Raw genomic sequence first — 18046 nt, forward strand, 5'->3', positions numbered from 1 at the left:
CCGTCCTGTTGCCATTTTTTCACGATGCTACACTGCGGCCCGGCACCCCACAATCAGAACGGTCACCCGAAGTCGCGCGATTTTCTCGAACGCCCAATGTCTTCAATGTGATAGACACCGCTCTTCCCCAGCCCACCACGTCCCTGTTGCCCAACACATGCTTTTGACGCAACACGGCCTAGAATAGCGCTGTCAGCGAATCCAGATCGAAAAGCCCATGCCCGTCCGCCAATTGCCAGAGCAGGTCGTCAACCGCATCGCCGCCGGCGAGGTGGTGGAGCGGCCCGCGAGCGTGGTCAAGGAGCTGGTCGAGAACGCCATCGATGCCGGCGCGAGCCGGATCGACGTCTTCACCGACGGCGGCGGGCGGCGGCGGATCGGCATCACCGACGACGGCAGCGGCATGACCGCGAAGGACCTCTCGCTCGCCGTCGAGCGCCACGCCACCTCCAAGCTTGATGACGAGGATCTGCTGCAGATCCGCACCCTCGGGTTCCGCGGCGAGGCGCTGCCCTCGATCGGCTCGGTGGCGCGGCTGTCGATCACGACACGCCATGCCAGCGAGCCGCATGCCTGGGCGCTGTCGGTCGAGGGCGGCGAGAAGTCCGAGATCATGCCGGCGGCGCTGGCGCATGGCACCCGTGTCGAGGTCAACGACCTCTTCTATGCGACGCCGGCGCGGCTCAAGTTTCTGAAGACCGACCGCACCGAAGCGGAAGCCATCCGCGAGGTGGTGCGGCGCCTCGCCATGGCGCGACCCGACGTCGCCTTCACGCTCGCCGGCGAGGAGCGCGCGCCGGTGACCTGGGCTGCCGCCCTGCCCGGCACTGCCGGGCGCCTGACGCGGCTCGGCGATATCCTCGGCGCGGAATTCCGCAGCCACGCCATCGAGGTTCATGCCGAGCGCGAAGGCGTCGTCGTCGCCGGCTATGCCGCGGCGCCTGCGCTGACCAAGGCCAACGCGCTCGGGCAATATCTCTTCGTCAACGGCCGCCCGGTGCGCGACAAGCTGATCCTCGGCGCCGTGCGCGCGGCCTATTCCGACTATCTGCCGCGCGACCGCCATCCGGTGCTGGCGCTGTTCGTCACGCTCGATCCGCGCGAGGTCGACGCCAACGTGCACCCGGCCAAGACCGAAGTGCGCTTCCGCAACGCAGGCCTCGTCCGCGCGCTGATCGTGCACGGATTGAAGGAAGCGCTGGCGCGCGAAGGCCGCCGCACCGCCGCCAACAGCGGCGAGAGCGCGCTGTCCTCGTTCCGCCCCGCGTTCGCGCCGCCCCGCCCGGCAAGCTGGGACTGGCGGGCCTCGCCATCCGCCCCGGTCGCGCCAATCCCGTCGTTCGATGGCGCTGCCGCACCGGCTTTCGCCGAGCGCGCGCAGGCCGCCTTCGATGTCGGCGCGCCCAGCGCGGACGTGCGGATCGAGACCCAGCCGGTCGCTGACCTCGTCGACCGCCCGCTCGGCGCCGCGCGCACGCAGATCCACGAGACCTACATCGTCTCGCAGACTCGCGACGGCCTGATCATCGTCGACCAGCATGCCGCGCATGAACGCATCGTCTACGAGCGGCTGAAGGCCTCGCTCGCCGCCAACGGCGTGCAGCGTCAGATCCTTTTGATCCCCGAGATCGTCGAGATGGACGAAGCCACGGTGGAGCGCCTGCTCGAGCGCAGCGAGGAGCTGGCTTCGTTCGGCCTTGCCATCGAATCCTTCGGCCCCGGCGCGGTCGCGGTGCGCGAGACACCGTCGCTGCTCGGCAAGACCAATGCCGGCGGCCTGCTCCGCGATCTCTCCGAGCACATGGCCGAATGGGACGAGGCCCTTCCTCTCGAACGCCGCCTGATGCACGTCGCCGCCACCATGGCCTGCCATGGCTCGGTCCGCGCCGGCCGCCGGCTACGGCCCGAGGAGATGAACGCCCTGCTCCGCGAGATGGAGGACACCCCGAACTCCGGCCAGTGCAATCACGGCCGGCCGACCTATGTCGAGCTGAAGCTGAGCGATGTGGAGAAGCTGTTCGGAAGGCGGTGATTGGCGCTCTTGTAGGGTGGGTTAGCCGAAGGCGTAACCCACCACTTCTGCCGCCGCGGAAACCAAAGAGGTGGGTTACGCCCTACGCACTGAGCGATGTGGAGAAGCTGTTCGGAAAGCGGAGACGGTGCCGTAGGGTGGGCAAAGGCGCGAAGCGCCGTGCCCACCATCTTTCCATGATTGCGATAGAAGTGGTGGGCACGGCGCGCGAAAAGCGCGCCTTTGCCCACCCTACGGCAGCGCGGCCCTACGGCCTCTTCAAGAACACGAACTCCGTGTCGTCGTACGCCCGCCGCTCCAATTCCTCAAAGCCTTCCGGCGTCACGAACTGCGCGGCCTTCGCCTCTTCCACCACCAGCAGCGCGCCCGGCGTGAGCCAGCCGCCGTCGCGCAGGCTCGCCAGCGCCTTCTCGGCAAATCCCTTGCCATAGGGCGGATCGAGGAACACCAGCGAGAACGGCTCGACCGGATGCGCGGGGCCGAGATCGGTCGCATCGCGGCGATAGACCTTTGTCACGCCGCCGAGGCCGAGTGACTCGACATTGTTGCGCAGCAGTGCGCGTGCTTCCGCGCCGTTGTCGACGAACAGCGTGAACTTCGCGCCGCGCGACGACGCCTCAATGCCAAGCGCGCCGGTGCCGGCGAAGAGATCGAGCACGCGCGCATCCTCGATCGGATCGTCATAGGCGTGCACGAGGATGTTGAACACGGACTCGCGCAACCGGTCCGCCGTGGGGCGGATGTCGCGCGAGGACGGTGAGGCGAGATTGCGCCCCTTCAACCTGCCGCCGACGACGCGCAAGACTAGTCCTCCCGCGGCGTCAGGTCGCGCTTGCCGTGATAGCCGCGCTTGGGACGGCGCGGCGGGCCGTAGCCGTTCGCCTCCATCTCGTTGCGCTCGCGCGCCTCCTCGCTGCCGGTGCGCTGCACCAGCACGCGGCGGCCCTTACGGTCGTTGATGACGGCGCGCTTCATCGGCTTCTTCGGCGCATCGTCACCGTGCCCGGCGGACTTCGACGGCACGTCGAACTCGGCGCCCGATTTCTCGATCACCTTGTCGCCGAGCTGCTCACGCAGCACGCGCGACTTGATCTCGTCGACCTGGCCTTCGGGAATCTCGCCGAGCTGGAACGGGCCATAGGAGACGCGGATCAGCCGGTTCACCTCGAGCCCGAGATGGGCGCAGACGTTGCGCACCTCGCGGTTCTTGCCTTCGCGGATCGCGAACACCAGCCAGACATTGGCGCCCTGGTCGCGCTCCAGCGTCGCCTCGATCGGACCGTATTTGACGCCATCGACCTCGATACCGCTCTTGAGCTCGTCGAGCTGCGCCTGGGTGACGTCGCCATGGGCGCGGACGCGGTAGCGGCGCAGCCAGCCGGTGTCGGGCAGCTCCAGCGTGCGCGCGAGGCCGCCGTCATTGGTGAGCAGCAACAGGCCCTCGGTGTTGAAGTCGAGCCGGCCGACGCTGATCAGGCGCGGCAGGCCTTCGGGCAGATTGTCGAACACGGTCGGACGACCCTCGGGGTCGTCATGCGTCGTCATCAGCCCGCGCGGCTTGTGATAGAGGAACAGGCGCGTGCGCTCGCGCGGCGGCAACGGCTTGCCGTCGACCAGGACGACGTCGTTCGGCGTGATGTCGAGCGCCGGCGAGTTGATGACGCGGCCGTTGACGGTGACGCGGCCCTGCGTGACCATTTCCTCTGCGTCGCGGCGCGAGGCGAGCCCCGCACGTGCCAGCGCCTTGGCGATGCGCTCGCCGACCTTCTTCGGCTTCGGCGCGTCCTCGCGGCGCGGGCGGCCCTCGAAATCCCGATCGCGCTCGCGATAGGCACCGCGGCCGCCGAAGGCCGGGCGCTTCTCGAAAATCCGGCTGTCGTCCTCGTTGTCGCGGCGCGGACGATCGCGGAAGCGGCCTTCGCTCCGCGGATGCTCCTGCCAGTCCATGCGGCCTTCCGGACGCTCGCGTGGACGATCGAATTTCGGCCGGTCGCGGAACGGACGGTCGCCCGATGCACGATCATCGCGCGAGCGCGAAAAGCGTGGACGGTCCTCACCGCGGCCACCCTGGCGACGGTCGTCGCGCTTCTGCCAGGGCTTGTCCTCACCGCGATCGCGACCGCCGAAATCCTTGCGCGGCCCGCGATCCGGTCCGCCCCGTGAAAACTTCCGGTCCTCGAATTTGCGGTCGGGGCGCTCGCCGCGAGGCGCGCGATCACCGCGATCGAAATTCGGACGGTCTCCGCGCGGCTTGAAGCTGCGCTCGCCACGATCCTCGCGCGGCCCGCGATCCCCTCCCCGCGAAAACTTCCGCTCGCCGTCGAACTTGCGTTCCGGACGGTCGCCGCGCGGCGCGTAGGACCGCTTGTCGCCGAACTTCTTGTCACCGCCCCGGCCGGCGGGCCGGGACTCGTCGCGATCCCGGCTGCGCGGCGGGCGGTCGTCACGGCCATAGGACGGGCGATCACCGCGCGGTTTGAACGGTCGCTTCTCGCCATCGCGCGAGGAGCGGTCGGAAAACGGCCGATCGCCACGCGGCTTGAAGCTGCGCTCGCCACGGCTCTCACTGCTGCGGTCGCCGCGGGGCGGCCGGCTGTCGCGATCACCCTTGCCCTCGAAGCCGCGCTTGGCAAACTTCTTCTCGGGGCCACGCGGCTTGCCGCTACGGCCTTTGGCCGGGCCGCGGTCACGCCGGCCGCGGGAATCGTTGTCTTTGTCGCTGTCGCGAGGCATGAATAATCTCACTCAGGGGGTGGCGCGAGAGCATTGCGCGCGCTCGTTCCGAGCCGCATGCTCAGGCAAAACCGGTATTCACTCTTGCTGAAGGCGGAGCTACTAGCAGGTTTCTGGCGATGATACGAGGCTTGAAAGCCCCCTCTTTCATGGATTTGGCGCTCAAGACGGCCGAAAATGCCGGAAAAGCGGGCGAAGTTCCGATCGGATGCGTGGTGGTCCGCAATTACGAGGTCGTCGCCACTGCGGCGAACCGGACGCTGACCGACCATGACCCCACCGCCCATGCCGAGATCGTCGCGCTGCGCGAGGCGGCGAAAAAGATCGGCAGCGAGCGCCTGGTGGACTGCGACCTCTACGTGACGCTGGAGCCCTGCACCATGTGTGCGGGCGCGATCTCTTTTGCAAGGGTCCGCCGGCTCTATTACGGCGCGGCCGACCCCAAGGGCGGCGCGGTGGAGTCAGGCGTGCGGTTCTTTGCCTCGCCGACCTGCCACCACGCGCCTGATGTCTACTCCGGCGTCGGCGAGAGCGAGGCGGCGCGGCTGCTCAAGGAGTTCTTTCGCGAGCGGCGCTGACCGCCCCTCACTCAACCGTCATGCCCCGCGAAGGCGGGGCATCCAGTACGCCGCGGCCTGTCGATCAACCACTGCCGTCACGGAGTACTGGATCGTCCGCCTTCGCGGACGATGACAGTTGAGGGTGTGGCGGACAGCGGTGCCTAAGCCAAGAAAAACTCACGCAGCGCCTTGGCGGTGACGTCGGGATTCTCCTCGGTCAGGAAATGCCCCGAGTCCACCGGCATGCCGTCCACGTTCGTCGCCCATTGCTTCCAAATGTCCAGCGGCGTGGCGGCGGCCTGCGCGACGCCGGCATTGCCCCACAGCGCCAGCATCGGCACCGTGATCTTCTTGCCGGCCTCGAAATCGGCCTTGTCGAGGTCGTAGTCGAAATAGGCGCCGGCGCGGTAGTCCTCGCACATCGCATGCACGCGGGCGGGATCGCGGAACGGGGCGATGTAATGCTCGAGCGCGCGCTTGTCGATCGCATCGAGCGTCTTCGACCTGGTCTGGCTCGCCATCTTGAAGCGCAGGAAGAATTCGCCATTGCTCGAAATCAGCGTCTCCGGCAGCGGCGCGGGCTGGGCCAGGAAAGTCCAGTGATAGATCTTCAGCGCATAGGCGCGGTTCATCCGCTCCCAGTAATTATAGGTCGGCAGGATATCGAGCACGGCGAGCTTTGATAGCCGGCCTGGATGGTCGAGCGCCAACCGATACGACACACGGCCGCCGCGGTCGTGGCCGGCGAGCGCGAAGTGCACGTGGCCGAGCTGCTCCATCGCCTCGACCATGGCTTTCGCCATCGCGCGCTTGCTGTAGGGGATGTGCAGCGCATCGCTCTCGGGCATGTCGGACCAGCCATAGCCCGGCAGGTCGGCGATGATCAGCGTGAACTTGTCGGCCAATTGCGGCGCCACGCGGTGCCACATCACATGCGTCTCGGAGAAGCCGTGCAGCAGCAGGAGCGGCGGACCCTCGCCGCCGACGCGGGCGAAGATGCGGCCGAAGGAGGTGTTGATCCACTCGGAGGCGAAGCCGGGATAGAGGTCGGCGAGATCGGACATCTTTCTGCATCCTTGTCTGGTCGTTGCCGGGGCCCCCGACAATAAAATGTCGAAAACAACCCCATGCACAGTAGCACGCGGCCGCGGCGAAGGTCGCTAAGCCCAACAGCCGACTGCGCATTTTTGGAATGTCGATGTGGCGGCGCGATGGCGCAAGGTTCTTGCGCGCGCAGCGGAAAAACCGCTGTCAGCCCTTGGCCTTCTCCGCTTCCACCGCCTGCCAGCCGATGTCGCGGCGGCAGAAGCCGTCCGGCCAGTTGATGCGGTCGACGGCCTGGTAGGCGCGCGCCTGCGCCTCCGTCACGGTCTTGCCGAGCGCGCAGACATTGAGCACGCGGCCGCCATTGGCGAGGATGGCACCATCCTTGGCCACGGTTCCGGCGTGGAAGATCTCGACGGTGTCCACCTTGGCGGCGTCATCGAGCCCCTCGATGCGCGTGCCCTTCTGGTAGTCACCCGGATAGCCCTTGGCTGCCATCACCACGGTAAGCGCGGATTCCGGATGCCAGCGCAGATCGAAATGCTTCAACTCCCCGTCGCAGGCGGCGATGAACGCCGGCACGATGTCCGACATCATGCGCAACATCAGCACCTGGCACTCGGGATCGCCGAAGCGGACGTTGAACTCGAACAGCTTTGGGCCCTGCGTCGTCAGCATGATGCCGGCGTAGAGAATGCCGCGGAACGGCGTGCCGCGCTGCTTCATGCCGGCAACCGTCGGCAAAATGATCTTGGCCATGATCGCGTCGTGGATCGCCGGCGTCACCAGCGGCGTCGGCGAATAGGCACCCATGCCGCCGGTATTCGGGCCGACGTCGTGGTCGAACACGCGCTTGTGGTCCTGCGCGGACGCCAGCGGAATCGCCGTCTCGCCGTCGCACAGCGCGAAGAAGCTGATCTCGCGGCCGGGCAGGAATTCCTCGATCACGACCTCGGCGCCGGCCTCGCCAAAGGCGCCCTCGAACATCATGGCGATGGCGTCTTCCGCCTCGCGGACGGTCTTGGCGACGACCACGCCCTTGCCGGCGGCAAGACCGTCGGCCTTCACCACGATCGGCGCGCCCTGGCTCTGCACATAGGCGCGCGCGTCGTTGGCGTTGGTGAAGCGCTTGTAGGCGCCGGTCGGAATGCCGAATTCGGTGCACAGCGCTTTCGTAAAACCCTTCGAGCTTTCGAGCTGGGCAGCCACCTTGCTCGGCCCGAACGCCTTGATGCCGGCGGCGGTGAGGTCGTCGACGATGCCGGCCGCCAGCGGCGTCTCCGGGCCGACCACCACGAGCGCGACTGCATTCGCCTTGCAGAAGTCGATCACGGCGGCATGGTCGGCGACATCGAGCGCCACGCATTCGGCCTCGCGCGCGATGCCGGCGTTGCCGGGCGCGCACCAGAATTTGGTCACGAGGGGAGAGGCTGCGATTTTCCACGCCAGGGCATGTTCGCGGCCGCCGGAACCGAGCAGGAGAATGTGCATCGAGGGCTCAGAATAAGGGGTTTGCTGGGGCGGAGGTCGCACGAATCGGCGCGGGTCTCAAGGGGGTGTTGCCTCCCATTCCCCGTCATTCCGGGGCGCGCGCAGCGCGAGCCCGGAATCCATAACCACCATCGTGAGTATGGATTCCGGGCTCGCGCCAAAGAGGCGCGCCCCGGAAGGACGGGGAGAGAGGGGAACGCCCCGGAATGACAGCGGAGGCTAAACCTGCTTCCCCGCAATGATCTCCTGCAGCGTCGCGACATGGCGCGCGAAGGCGCCGCGGCCGGCGGCGGTGGCGGTGACCGTCGTCTGCGGCTTCTTGCCGACGAAGGCCTTGTCCACCGAAACGTACCCCGCCTTGGCCAGGGTCTCGATATGGGCGCCGAGATTGCCGTCGGTGGCGCCGGTCAGCTTCTTCAGCCGCGAGAAATCCAAACCAGCTGACACGGGGAGTGCATTCAGCGCCGCCATGATCTTGAGGCGCAGCGGCTGGTGGATGATGTCGTCGAGCTCCGCCATCCGTTAGATCCGCCGCATCCAGAGGCCGCCGAGGATCAGGCCGCCACCGTTCACGAAGGCCATCCAGAGCGGGAACGCTTCGCCGATGTAGAAGAAGCCGATCAGTGTCAGCGCGGAAATGCCGAGGCCGATCGCCACGAAGGCGTAGCCGAACCACAGGCCCGCCAGCGTGTAGAATAGCATGAAATAGAGCGGCCAGAATGTACCCAACTGGCGCGGGCCGAAATGGCCGACGACGTTGGTGCAGAGATAGCCGAAGGCGAAGAACAGCACAAAGACCAGGAGCAGCCTGACGCCGGAGCCGTGGTGATGCGGCGGATTGAGCAGGCGCAGCGCGACCAGGCCGCCGACACCGAGAACATCGACCGCAACCCAGGCGTAGACCGCGTATGTCGGCCAGAGCCAGGTCACGAGATTGGCTGCGAACACCAGCACGCCCCACCACACGGCTGCGAGGCTCGCGAGTTCATACAGCTGCGATTGCTTCACGCGCTGGACGATGTCGTCAATATCGGCCAGCGCGGCGGACGCCTCCTTGCTGTCGATCATGACTGCCCGCCCCCGCGCGTTGCCACGTCCTCGGCGATGACGGAGATCGCCTTCGGGTGGGTGACGATGCCCATGTGGTTGATGCCGTCGATGATCTTGACGTCGATTGACGGCTTCACCGCCTGCACGGTCTCAGCATATTTGTCCGAGATCATCATCTCGTCCTCCGCGCCGCCGAAGATCGTGATCGGACGCGTCGTTGCCGGAAGATCGACGCGATAGCCGCGCGTGGCGAAATTGCGCATCAGGCGATCGGAATAGGTGGAGACGAGGTACTTCGCCGAGGTCGGCGGCACCGCCAGCGCGAGCACCGGAAGCTGTGAGCAGCAATCGATGCCGAGCCTGCGCAGCGCAGTCAGGCCGAAGAAGCGCGGGATGTCGATATTGGCCCAGCCGCCGGCATTGGGCCGGTTGGTCGGTGCGTCATAGCCGAGATATGGCGCGAGCAGCACGGTGCGGACGAACATGTCCTGCATGATCGGTGTCGCGGCGACGCGCAGCGAGAAACCGGCGCCGGCGGAATGGCCGATCAGGGTGAGCGGCAGGTCCGGCGCCGTCTTGCGCAGATGGGCGACAAAATCGACGAGGTCGTCCTCGAGCTGGCCGACATAGCCGATGTCGCCGCGCGTACCGGAGCCGCCGTGGCCGCGGATGTCGAGCGCCCAGGTCTCCACGCCGCGGGCGGCGATCGCATGGGTCAGCGCGTGGTTGACGGTGCCGCTGGAGCCGGAGGAGCCATGAATGAAGATCGCGCCGCCGCCGGTCGCCGGGCCGTTCGGCGCATAGTGGCGATAGCCGATCCAGGTACCGTCACGCGCCTGAAAGCGCTCCAGCTGCGGCATGGTCGAGAAGTCGACGAGCTTCACCGACTCCGAGACCGAACGCATCTCAGGCGGCCGCTCCAGTGGAGTTGCGATCATCGCGGCCAGGATCAGCGCCACCGCGCCGACCGCACACAGGGCCCATTTCAGTCCGTTCAAGACGCCACGCAGCAGGCGGATCGCCATGGCTTGCCTCCTCAAACTCATCAACAAATAGAGAACTCTATATTACAGAGTACTCTTTCGATCAATCCCAGGATTGGCGCCGCGCGGCGAAAATCCTTAACGTCGGGTCTGACCCCAAAATGCCGAATCGTTTGCCGATGCCGCCTGCGGAACAACTGAACAACGCGTTCGAATTCACCGTCTCCGAGCTCTCGCAGTCCCTGAAGCGGACGGTGGAGGACACCTATGGCCACGTTCGGGTGCGCGGTGAGATCTCAGGCTTCCGTGGCGCCCATTCCTCCGGCCATTGCTATTTCGCGCTCAAGGACGAGAGCGCCAAGATCGAGGCGGTGATCTGGAAGGGCGTGCACGGCCGCATGCGCTTCAAGCCCCAGGAGGGGCTCGAGGTCATCGCCACGGGCAAGCTGACGACCTATCCGGGCTCCTCCAAATACCAGATCGTGATCGAGGCGCTGGAGCCGGCCGGCATCGGCGCGCTGATGGCGCTGATGGAGGAACGCAAGAAGAAGCTCGCGGCCGAAGGCCTGTTCGACGAGGCGCGCAAGCAGCTGCTGCCGTGGCTGCCCGAGGTGATCGGCGTCGTGACCTCGCCGACCGGCGCCGTCATCCGCGACATCCTGCATCGGCTGGAGGATCGCTTTCCCCGCCGCGTGCTGGTGTGGCCGGTCAAGGTGCAGGGCGAAGGCTCGGCCGAGCAGGTCGCGGCCGCGATCCGAGGTTTCAACGCGCTGCCGGAGGGTGGCAAGATTCCGCGGCCCGACGTGCTGATCGTCGCGCGCGGCGGCGGCTCGCTGGAGGATCTCTGGTCGTTCAACGAGGAGATCGTGGTGCGGGCGGCGGCCGAAAGCATGATCCCGCTGATCTCGGCAGTCGGCCACGAGACCGACATCACGCTGATCGATTTCGTCGCCGACAAGCGCGCACCGACGCCGACGGCGGCGGCGGAGATGGCCGTCCCCGTGCGCAGCGAGTTGTTCGTCGAGGTCGCCGATCTCGGACGCCGCACCCGCGCCTATTGGCAGCGCGCCCAGGAGAGCCGCCGCAGCGAGCTGCGCGCCGCAGCGCGCGCGCTGCCGGCGGCCGGCGATCTGCTGGCGATCCCGCGACAGCGGCTGGATTCAGCGGGCAGCGCCCTGCCCCGCGGCCTCAAGGCCAACACGCATGCGCATTTCCGCAGGTTCACCGCTGCCGGTGCAAAGCTGACGCTGCGCGTGCTGCATGGTCAGATCTCGCAGGCCGATCACCGCCTCACCGTGTGCGGCGAGCGGCTCGGCCTGTCCGCGCGCTCGCTGCTGCGGCAGCGGCGCGACCGCTTTGCCGGGCTCGAGGTTCGCCTGCGCGCCTCAAAGCTTTCGAATGCGCAGGCGCAGCGCAACGCGATTGCCCGCCAGCGCGAGCGCACGCATCGCCTCGCCGAGCGCGCCGGCCGCGCGCTGGTCACGCTGCTGCAGCGGCTCGATGCCCGCGTCGAGAACAGCGGCAAGCTGCTCTCCGCCTTGTCCTACCGCGGCGTGCTCGCGCGCGGCTTTGCCCTGGTGCGAGATGAAGCCGGCCACCCCGTCCATGCGGCGGACGCGATCGGTCCCGGCGCACGCGTCGAGATCGAGTTTGCGGACGGACGCGTCGGCGCGACCGCGGATACGGATCGCCCGGCCCCCGCGGCAAAACGCGCGCCGGCGCAGCCGAAGCCGGCCGCGCAGGACACAAAGCCCGCGCCGAAGCGCGTGGGCAAGCCGGTGGATCAGGGCAGCTTGTTCTGAGGCGCGCGGACGGCGAACATGTTCGCCGTCGTCCTGGCGAAAGCCCATGGGCGCTAAAATAGGATTTGCGCATTGGATTGGCTTGTGATTCCAAATTGGGATGGCACACGAATCGCTTGTGAACGAGGACTGGGCGCGTGTTGTCGCCCGGCTTGGCGGCGCCGAAGCGCTCAACGTTAGCGCGCGCGAGACGAAGGCGTTTGTCCGCCCGCGGGAAATCAGCAATGCGGTGGATTTGCTGCGCTTGATCCTGGCGTATTGCCTTGGCGAGCGAGGTCTGCGGTTGACGGCGGCATGGGCCACGTCGGTGGGCCTTGTCGATATCTCCAACGTGGCTCTGTTGTATCGGTTGCGTCAGTGCGGAGATTGGCTGGCGAAGTTGATAGGCCAAGCACTGGCGAGCGGTGCGCCGAAGGCGAGCCACGGCCGCCTGATCCGCATTGTTGACGCCACGACGGTCCCGAAGGCTGGGACGAGCGGCAGGAACAAGAACGCGGTGTGGCGCATACACAGCGCGTTCGATCTTCCGCAGGAGCGCTTTGGTCACTTCGAGCTGACCGATCAGCGAGCGGGCGAGACGCTGGACCGGATACCGGTGATTGCCGGCGAAATCCGTCTTGGCGACCGCGCTTATCTGCAACCGGAGCGCATGGCACGTCTCGTCGATGCCGGCGCGGACTTCGTGATCCGGTCCGGCTGGAAGAGCGCGCGTTGGGTTGATGCCAAAGGTGGTCTGGTCGATCTGACGGCCGAACTGCGCAAGGCTTCGGCATGTGGCCTGATCGATCGACCGATCTGGATAAAACGCAAGTCTGGCGCACCGCTGCTCGCTCTGCGTCTGGTTGCCGTCAAGAAGCCGGCGCAAGCGGCCGCGGTCGCACGACGCAAGGCGCGCCGAACGGCCCAAAAGGGAGGCCACCAGCTCTCCAGGCAAACACTTGACGCTGCAGATTGGGTGATCCTGGTGACCTCGCTCGCACCGGAGGACTTCTCAACGAGCGATGTCCTTGCCCTCTATCGGCTGCGATGGCGCATTGAACTCGGCTTCAAGCGGCTCAAGAGTTTGATTGGCCTGAAGGGCCCTCCCGGAACTGACGAGCGGTCCGCCAGGCCCCACATCCTCGCTCATCTGCTGATCATTCTCCTGCTCGAGCCACTCGTCGACGAACTCGAGGACTCTCCCCGCTTGGCCGAGGCCGCCTGACCCGTCCAGGGACCTGGCGTCTGCTCCGCCAACTCGTCGCCTCCCTCCGACAAGCAATCATGCCCCAACCCGCGATTGCTTGCCTGCGCAGACTTCGCTCCACGCTCGGACGGCATCTACACGAACCACCAAGACGAAAACGTCGCTATCAAGCAATGCAACTATTTTAGCGCCCATGGGCGAAAGCCAGGACCCATACCGCGGAATCTATCGGTTGCTCACGGTATCAGTCCCGAACGACCGGTCTTCGCCAAACTACTCCCTGGGGTAATGGGTCCTGGCTTTCGCCAGGACGACTCAGAGAGAGTACGCCTCACACGTCCAACGTAATGCGCGGCGACAAGGGTCCGCCGCCTTACCGGCAGGACAATCCCGCGTCGATCGTGGTCCAGAAGCCGCAATGTTCCGGCGCCAGCATGGGTGCGCCGGCGTGGGCTTCGTACAGGAAGATCGCGACGGTGAAGACGATGAGGGCGGAGGCGAAGAGCGTGATGCGGTTGCGCATGTGAGATGCGTTTAGTCGACATCGTGGTCGAATGATGGCACGGCCACAGGCTGAAACCGCATCAAGGTGGGGTCCGTAGATTCACGGTCGGCCATTTTCCGTGCAGGGCGGTGGTCGATGCGGGGCTGTCCGCCTGACGTTGTTCCCCGGGCGGCCCCGCTTCCGCCTTCGCTCTATCGAGCTATGGCGGGACAAGTCCGCTCGTCCGGGCTACCGCGCCAGCCATTGCGCGACTTCCTTCTGCGATTCCGCGCGCGCCTCGGCATCCGTGCCGAGATGGCCGTGCTCGGGCGCGGCGGCGTCGCTGCTGCCGCTGGCCGCATGCAGCGGCGTGTTGGCACGGTCGAAATCGTGATAGGCGCCGGGATAGACCACGATGCGCGCGAGCGCGCTGCGGCCATGCGCGCCGTCCACCATCTGGCGGCAGGCCGGGGGCGAGGACACGTCGTCATTGCCGCCGATCAGCAGCAGCGTCGGCACCCGCGCGCTCCAGCCTAAACCCGCCGAGATCCGGCAATCCGGATAGAACGCGATCGCGGCGCGGAAATCCGGTCCCTGATCGCGCGACGTGCTCTGCGGGCGCACCGCCCAGAGCAGTGCGCTGGCACCGTTGGCCCAGCCCATCAGGCTGATGCGGTCGCGCGCCACCCAGGCCTGCTTCATCAGCCAGGCGCGGGAGGCCCGCGATGTCGGCGACGCGCTCGCGCCGCGCCTTGACGTGACTCTCCTTGACGCGACATTGCGGCCCGAGTTCGCGCGAGCCGTAGCTGTCGGGCAGCAGCACGGCGTTACCGGCCTTGAGCAGGCGCTCGGCCCAGTCGTGATAGCGCGGCAGCACGGGATCGGAATGGCCGCCGAGGCCGCCGCAGCCATGCAGCGCGATCACGGTCGGAAACGGTCCGTCACCCTCGGGCTTGTAGAGCTGCGCATGCAGGATTCCCGAGGCGAGCGGAATCTCGACCTGATGCGGCGCGGGCGCCGACGCAGCGTGTGCGGCCGGTATCAGGAGCATCAGGAACAGGGTGATCAGTCGAAGGCTCATCGGACTCTGCCGTATCAGGTGCCGGCCGCGAGCGGCGGGACGATCCTTCGCCCGGAGCACTACCACGCGGAAACGGCGGCAAAACATCACAAACCGGTGGGTTTAACAGGCGGACAAGCCACCCTATCTATGGTACATCCCGTCCAACACATCGTGCCCTTACGGGCCTTCCACGGAGACTCTCGACCGTGCTGAACAAGTTCGGCTCTTCCGGCCATGGCGAAGCGCAGGTGCAATATCTCGACGGCGATTTCCGCGTGATCTCGCCGGGGACCTTCGTGCGCTGCGCCATCACCGACACGCGAATCCCGCTCGACGAATTGAAGTACTGGAGCGTGGATCTGCAGGAAGCCTACGCCACACCTGTCGCGGTGCTGCAGCGGCATTTTCCCGGCGCGCTGAAGCAGTCGTGATCTCGTAGGGTGGGCAAAGGCGCGCAGCGCCGTGCCCACCACCTCTTCACGATCGCGACGAACAAGGTGGGCACGCGTTGCTTTGCCCACCCTACGGCATCGAGCTTGTTCACTGCTCCGTGGCATCTCCGCCTACGCACGTCTTGATAAAACTCTTCCTGCTCTCCCCGACGACCTTCTGATCGATCGCCTGCTTCAGGCAATCGACCCGCGCCTGCGCCATGCAGAGCTGCATCTGGTCGCGCTTGTCCTGCCCCTTCAGACTGGCCGTCGTGGCTAGACAGGTGACGCGCTTGGCCGCGGGAACCGGAACGGTGGTGGGAGCCGCGGACGGCTGCGAGGATGTCTGAGCCAAAGCGGGCAAAACCGGCAGACACATGAGGCCGGCGGCAACGATTGCGGACCGCAGTTTCATCGAATTCTCCTGATCGGAGATATATCGATAGGGGTGCGGCCATGAACGTCGGCTGAATGTCAGCCGATGTCTAAAATTGTCTCTATCCCGTTGAGCCAGGTTTAAGTCGGTCTGCATCACCATTTGCTGGGAAAAAGTGGCAAGCAGGCAGGTGACGCATGGACCGCCGCAGACTTTGCAACCGTTCGTTCGATGCAACATTGTGTCCAGAGGGACATGCCCGGCAGCGCGAGCGGACGGTTAGCCTGCTTCGGCGATTTGCCCGAGACCAGTCGGGCAGCTATGTGATCGTTTCGGCGCTGCTGATGCCGGTCCTGGTCGGCACCGCGGGCCTCGGCACCGAAGTCGGCTGGTGGTACTACAAGCACAAGAACATGCAGAGCGCGGCTGACTCTGGCGCGGTGAGTGCTGCGACAGCGGCGAGTGCCGGGACCGACCCCTTGTCCGAAGCCAATGCGGTTACGGCAAACTACGGTTACGCGAACGGGGCGAACAACGTCACGGTCACCGTGAACCAGCCACCGAAAACGGGCAATCACGCATCGAATTCGCAGGCAATCGAAGTCATCGTGAGTCAACCGCAACAGCGCTTGCTGTCGGCCTTGTTCGGCTCGGATCCTGTCCAGATAACCGCCCGCTCCGTCGCCCTGCCCAATTCCGGGACAGGCTGCGTACTTGCACTCAACTCAAGCGCAAGTCCCGCTGTCAGCGTCACCGGCAGCAACCAGCTCAACCTGATCAAGTGCAATCTTTACAGCAACTCAGGTGCGAGCCCCTCGCTCAACGTCGCCGGCAGCGCCTCGGTCGCAGCAAATCAGGTCGGAGTGGTCGGCGACGTCTCAGGGGCGAGCAGCATCACGGCGACCAACGGTATCAGGACGCACATACGGCCCGTCGCCGATCCCTACGCCAACGTCTCTCCCCCCGCGAGGCCGAGTTGCACCAACGCCAAGATCACGGTCAACGCCAATGGAAAAACAAACTCGCTCGACCCCGGCTGCTACATGGGCAGCATTACGGTCAATGCCGGCGCAACCCTGAACCTTAGTCCAGGCATCTATTATCTGGACGGGGCAAATTTGAGCGTCGCCGGAAACGCCACCATCACGGGCAGCGGCGTGACCCTGGTGTTTACGGGCTCGGGAAGCGACTGGGGCAGCGCTTCAATCGGCAGCAACGCGACCGTCGACCTGACGGCGCCGACCAGCGGCCCCACGAAAGGCATCGTCATGTACGGCGACCGCAACATGCCGGCCGGAACTGCCTTCAATCTCACCGGCGGCAGCACACAGAACTTCGGCGGTGCCATCTACCTGCCGAAGGCCAACCTCAGCTTCAGTGGAGGCAACGGCACGAGCACATCCTGCACCAAGATCATCGCAGATACGCTGACATTCAGCGGCACGTCGAATCTCCAGGTCAATTGTACCGCGCTCGGCACCGCGACGATAGGTTCGCAAACCGCCCAGCTCATCGAATGAGGTTTGGACCGATGCAAAACCAGAGCTTCTCATCCAAGCGCCAACGTCGACTGCTTCATTCGCTGACGGGGCACGTCCGTGCCGCTGTCCGCGACAAGAGTGGCGTCGCGGCCGCCGAATTCGGCATCTTGATTCCGGTGTTGGCCCTGATGGCCGTTTCGGTGACAGACATCGGGCTTGCCCTCTATCGCAAGATGCAGGTCGAAAATGCCGCACAAGCGGGCGCACAATACGCAATCGCGCGCGGCTTCAACGAGAGCGGCATTTCCACCGCCGTGACAAGCGCCACCAACGCCACAAACGTCACTGCTTCACCTGCGCCGGTCCAATTTTGCGGCTGCCCAACGAGTGCGGGGGTTAGCGCCGTCACCTGCGGGTCGGCCTGCACCGGCGGCGCGCAGGCTGGAACATATGCGACGGTCTCGGCGCAAGCGACGTACTCCACGCTCATCGATTACCAGATCGTGGGGGCCACATACACCTATAGCGCGCAGTCCACTGCGAGGTTGCAGTGAAACTCGCGGCACTATGGCAAGACAATCGCGGCGCGTCAGCGCTGGAATTTGCGCTGACCGCTCCCGCGTTCTTCCTGTTCATATTTGGCATCATCGAATTCGGGCTGCTGTTCTGGACTCAGCTGGGGATCCAGCACGGGAGCGAAATGGCGGCGCGTTGCGCAACCGTCAACAGCACGCTCTGCCCAAGCAGCAGCGCCATCACGAGCTACGCGGCCCAGCAGGCGTACGGCCTCACGCTCCCTGCGGAGACGTTCACCTTTTCCACGTCGGCATGCGGTAACGAGGTAAGTGCGAATTATGCATTTACGTTTCCGCAGATTCTCAACCTCTCTCCAGTGACGCTGACCGCCCGGGCATGCTTTCCGACTTGAGGTCGTGAACGGGACGAATGCCTGCAAGGATGGAGAGAGCGCAATCATCCTGCCAGCGTAACACGCACGCGTAACTTCTCGCACGACCTGGGGGTGGAGACGATGTGCACGCGCACCTTAATCGCGACTCCGCAGCCGAAATGATTTCCGCCGTGCCGATCCGCGTTGCATCGAATCGTGCTTGCACTCCGAGGTAAGTCATTTCGCCCTGTGGTTGGATTTTTCGTCGCGGTCCGGCGCCCTTAAGTTGTTTGACGAAGTCTTGTTGAAACAGAGCGCTGCTAAACTGCGTGTTAGGTAATTAGCCCTGTTCTTTTTATCGCACAGACGATCAAGTCAACCAAACGGCCATTGAGCTTTGGAATTGGCGCAGTCTGTGAACGGGCTCATATCGAAGAGCCA

At 65.6% G+C, this 18046-nt stretch carries 17 protein-coding genes and 1 pseudogene; 8 read left to right on the top strand and 10 right to left on the bottom strand.

Annotated features, from left to right (window positions below; translation table 11 throughout):
- Positions 1–217 precede the first annotated feature (217 nt).
- The gene (gene mutL, locus ACVJ19_RS06815; RefSeq protein ID WP_453949671.1) at positions 218–2032 is read left to right on the top strand and encodes a DNA mismatch repair endonuclease MutL; all 1815 of its coding nucleotides are present in this window, start codon (positions 218–220) and stop codon (positions 2030–2032) included.
- Between the two features lie 247 nt (positions 2033–2279).
- Here the strand turns inward: mutL and rsmD are convergent, their stop codons facing one another.
- Positions 2280–2834: a 16S rRNA (guanine(966)-N(2))-methyltransferase RsmD gene (gene rsmD / locus ACVJ19_RS06820; protein ID WP_130221126.1), complete on the bottom strand. Its 555-nt coding sequence runs from the start codon at positions 2832–2834 to the stop codon at positions 2280–2282.
- A 2-nt stretch (positions 2835–2836) separates the two neighbouring features.
- Positions 2837–4765, bottom strand: coding sequence for a pseudouridine synthase (locus tag ACVJ19_RS06825; protein ID WP_453949670.1), 1929 nt, complete (start codon positions 4763–4765; stop codon positions 2837–2839).
- Between the two features lie 119 nt (positions 4766–4884).
- Here ACVJ19_RS06825 and ACVJ19_RS06830 point away from each other — a divergent pair, with 119 nt between their 5' ends.
- Complete coding sequence (locus ACVJ19_RS06830) at positions 4885–5343, top strand: nucleoside deaminase (protein ID WP_453949668.1); 459 nt, start codon at positions 4885–4887, stop codon at positions 5341–5343.
- Positions 5344–5486: 143 nt separating this feature from the next.
- Here ACVJ19_RS06830 and ACVJ19_RS06835 read toward each other — a convergent pair whose 3' ends face one another.
- The 5 genes from ACVJ19_RS06835 to ACVJ19_RS06855 all read right to left on the bottom strand — a co-directional run bounded on the left by ACVJ19_RS06835 (position 5487) and on the right by ACVJ19_RS06855 (position 9935).
- Entirely contained in the window at positions 5487–6389 is a 903-nt protein-coding gene (locus tag ACVJ19_RS06835) for an alpha/beta fold hydrolase (RefSeq protein WP_453949667.1), read from the bottom strand.
- 187 nt (positions 6390–6576) lie between these two features.
- Positions 6577–7860, bottom strand: a complete 1284-nt coding sequence (gene purD / locus ACVJ19_RS06840; RefSeq protein WP_453949666.1) for a phosphoribosylamine--glycine ligase — start codon at positions 7858–7860, stop codon at positions 6577–6579.
- Positions 7861–8079: 219 nt separating this feature from the next.
- Positions 8080–8379, bottom strand: coding sequence for a winged helix-turn-helix domain-containing protein (locus tag ACVJ19_RS06845; RefSeq protein ID WP_453949665.1), 300 nt, complete (start codon positions 8377–8379; stop codon positions 8080–8082).
- A 3-nt stretch (positions 8380–8382) separates the two neighbouring features.
- Positions 8383–8928 carry a hypothetical protein gene (locus tag ACVJ19_RS06850; protein ID WP_453949663.1) on the bottom strand — a complete coding sequence of 182 codons (546 nt, stop codon included), beginning with the start codon at positions 8926–8928 and terminating at the stop codon, positions 8383–8385.
- A complete protein-coding gene (locus ACVJ19_RS06855) occupies positions 8925–9935 on the bottom strand; it encodes an alpha/beta hydrolase (RefSeq protein ID WP_453949662.1) in 1011 nt (336 codons plus the stop codon). The genes ACVJ19_RS06850 and ACVJ19_RS06855 overlap by 4 nt, the downstream gene beginning before the upstream one ends.
- Before the next feature lie 137 nt (positions 9936–10072).
- On the opposite strand from ACVJ19_RS06855, the gene xseA reads away from it, so the two are divergent.
- Together xseA and ACVJ19_RS06865 are read left to right on the top strand one after the other, a co-directional pair.
- A complete protein-coding gene (gene xseA / locus ACVJ19_RS06860) occupies positions 10073–11695 on the top strand; it encodes an exodeoxyribonuclease VII large subunit (protein WP_453955133.1) in 1623 nt (540 codons plus the stop codon).
- Between the two features lie 100 nt (positions 11696–11795).
- Positions 11796–12899 carry an IS4 family transposase gene (locus ACVJ19_RS06865; RefSeq protein WP_453947895.1) on the top strand — a complete coding sequence of 368 codons (1104 nt, stop codon included), beginning with the start codon at positions 11796–11798 and terminating at the stop codon, positions 12897–12899.
- Between the two features lie 355 nt (positions 12900–13254).
- Here the strand turns inward: ACVJ19_RS06865 and ACVJ19_RS06870 are convergent, their stop codons facing one another.
- Both ACVJ19_RS06870 and ACVJ19_RS06875 read right to left on the bottom strand, forming a co-directional pair.
- The gene (locus tag ACVJ19_RS06870) at positions 13255–13404 is read right to left on the bottom strand and encodes a hypothetical protein (RefSeq protein ID WP_211407658.1); all 150 of its coding nucleotides are present in this window, start codon (positions 13402–13404) and stop codon (positions 13255–13257) included.
- 210 nt (positions 13405–13614) lie between these two features.
- A pseudogene (locus ACVJ19_RS06875) lies at positions 13615–14446 on the bottom strand (dienelactone hydrolase family protein).
- Positions 14447–14634: 188 nt separating this feature from the next.
- Between ACVJ19_RS06875 and ACVJ19_RS06880 the strand changes: the two are divergent.
- Entirely contained in the window at positions 14635–14859 is a 225-nt protein-coding gene (locus ACVJ19_RS06880) for a DUF2093 domain-containing protein (protein ID WP_453949660.1), read from the top strand.
- Between the two features lie 109 nt (positions 14860–14968).
- Here the strand turns inward: ACVJ19_RS06880 and ACVJ19_RS06885 are convergent, their stop codons facing one another.
- Positions 14969–15274 (bottom strand): hypothetical protein, encoded by a 306-nt coding sequence (locus ACVJ19_RS06885; protein ID WP_453949659.1) that lies wholly within the window; start codon positions 15272–15274, stop codon positions 14969–14971.
- A 158-nt stretch (positions 15275–15432) separates the two neighbouring features.
- Between ACVJ19_RS06885 and ACVJ19_RS06890 the strand changes: the two genes are divergently transcribed.
- The 3 genes from ACVJ19_RS06890 to ACVJ19_RS06900 are packed head-to-tail and all read left to right on the top strand — an operon-like array spanning position 15433 to position 17644.
- Positions 15433–16755 carry a TadE/TadG family type IV pilus assembly protein gene (locus tag ACVJ19_RS06890; protein ID WP_453949658.1) on the top strand — a complete coding sequence of 441 codons (1323 nt, stop codon included), beginning with the start codon at positions 15433–15435 and terminating at the stop codon, positions 16753–16755.
- 11 nt (positions 16756–16766) lie between these two features.
- On the top strand, positions 16767–17270 hold the full coding sequence (locus ACVJ19_RS06895; RefSeq protein ID WP_453949657.1) for a TadE/TadG family type IV pilus assembly protein: 504 nt from the start codon (positions 16767–16769) through the stop codon (positions 17268–17270).
- On the top strand, positions 17267–17644 hold the full coding sequence (locus ACVJ19_RS06900) for a TadE/TadG family type IV pilus assembly protein (protein ID WP_453949656.1): 378 nt from the start codon (positions 17267–17269) through the stop codon (positions 17642–17644). Before ACVJ19_RS06895 ends, ACVJ19_RS06900 begins: the two co-directional genes overlap by 4 nt.
- Positions 17645–18046: the final 402 nt, after the last annotated feature.

It is taken from the genome of Bradyrhizobium sp. USDA 376 (assembly GCF_054063675.1).

What these genes read in the sequence shown, in the direction of transcription:
- mutL (WP_453949671.1), top strand. Translation starts at nt 218, where the DNA reads ATGCCCGTCCGCCAATTGCCAGAGCAGGTCGTCAACCGCATCGCCGCC.
- ACVJ19_RS06825 (WP_453949670.1), bottom strand. Translation starts at nt 4,765, where the DNA reads ATGCCTCGCGACAGCGACAAAGACAACGATTCCCGCGGCCGGCGTGAC.
- ACVJ19_RS06830 (WP_453949668.1), top strand. Translation starts at nt 4,885, where the DNA reads ATGATACGAGGCTTGAAAGCCCCCTCTTTCATGGATTTGGCGCTCAAG.
- ACVJ19_RS06835 (WP_453949667.1), bottom strand. Translation starts at nt 6,389, where the DNA reads ATGTCCGATCTCGCCGACCTCTATCCCGGCTTCGCCTCCGAGTGGATC.
- purD (WP_453949666.1), bottom strand. Translation starts at nt 7,860, where the DNA reads ATGCACATTCTCCTGCTCGGTTCCGGCGGCCGCGAACATGCCCTGGCG.
- ACVJ19_RS06845 (WP_453949665.1), bottom strand. Translation starts at nt 8,379, where the DNA reads ATGGCGGAGCTCGACGACATCATCCACCAGCCGCTGCGCCTCAAGATC.
- ACVJ19_RS06850 (WP_453949663.1), bottom strand. Translation starts at nt 8,928, where the DNA reads ATGATCGACAGCAAGGAGGCGTCCGCCGCGCTGGCCGATATTGACGAC.
- ACVJ19_RS06855 (WP_453949662.1), bottom strand. Translation starts at nt 9,935, where the DNA reads ATGGCGATCCGCCTGCTGCGTGGCGTCTTGAACGGACTGAAATGGGCC.
- xseA (WP_453955133.1), top strand. Translation starts at nt 10,073, where the DNA reads ATGCCGCCTGCGGAACAACTGAACAACGCGTTCGAATTCACCGTCTCC.
- ACVJ19_RS06865 (WP_453947895.1), top strand. Translation starts at nt 11,796, where the DNA reads ATGGCACACGAATCGCTTGTGAACGAGGACTGGGCGCGTGTTGTCGCC.
- ACVJ19_RS06870 (WP_211407658.1), bottom strand. Translation starts at nt 13,404, where the DNA reads ATGCGCAACCGCATCACGCTCTTCGCCTCCGCCCTCATCGTCTTCACC.
- ACVJ19_RS06885 (WP_453949659.1), bottom strand. Translation starts at nt 15,274, where the DNA reads ATGAAACTGCGGTCCGCAATCGTTGCCGCCGGCCTCATGTGTCTGCCG.
- ACVJ19_RS06890 (WP_453949658.1), top strand. Translation starts at nt 15,433, where the DNA reads ATGGACCGCCGCAGACTTTGCAACCGTTCGTTCGATGCAACATTGTGT.
- ACVJ19_RS06895 (WP_453949657.1), top strand. Translation starts at nt 16,767, where the DNA reads ATGCAAAACCAGAGCTTCTCATCCAAGCGCCAACGTCGACTGCTTCAT.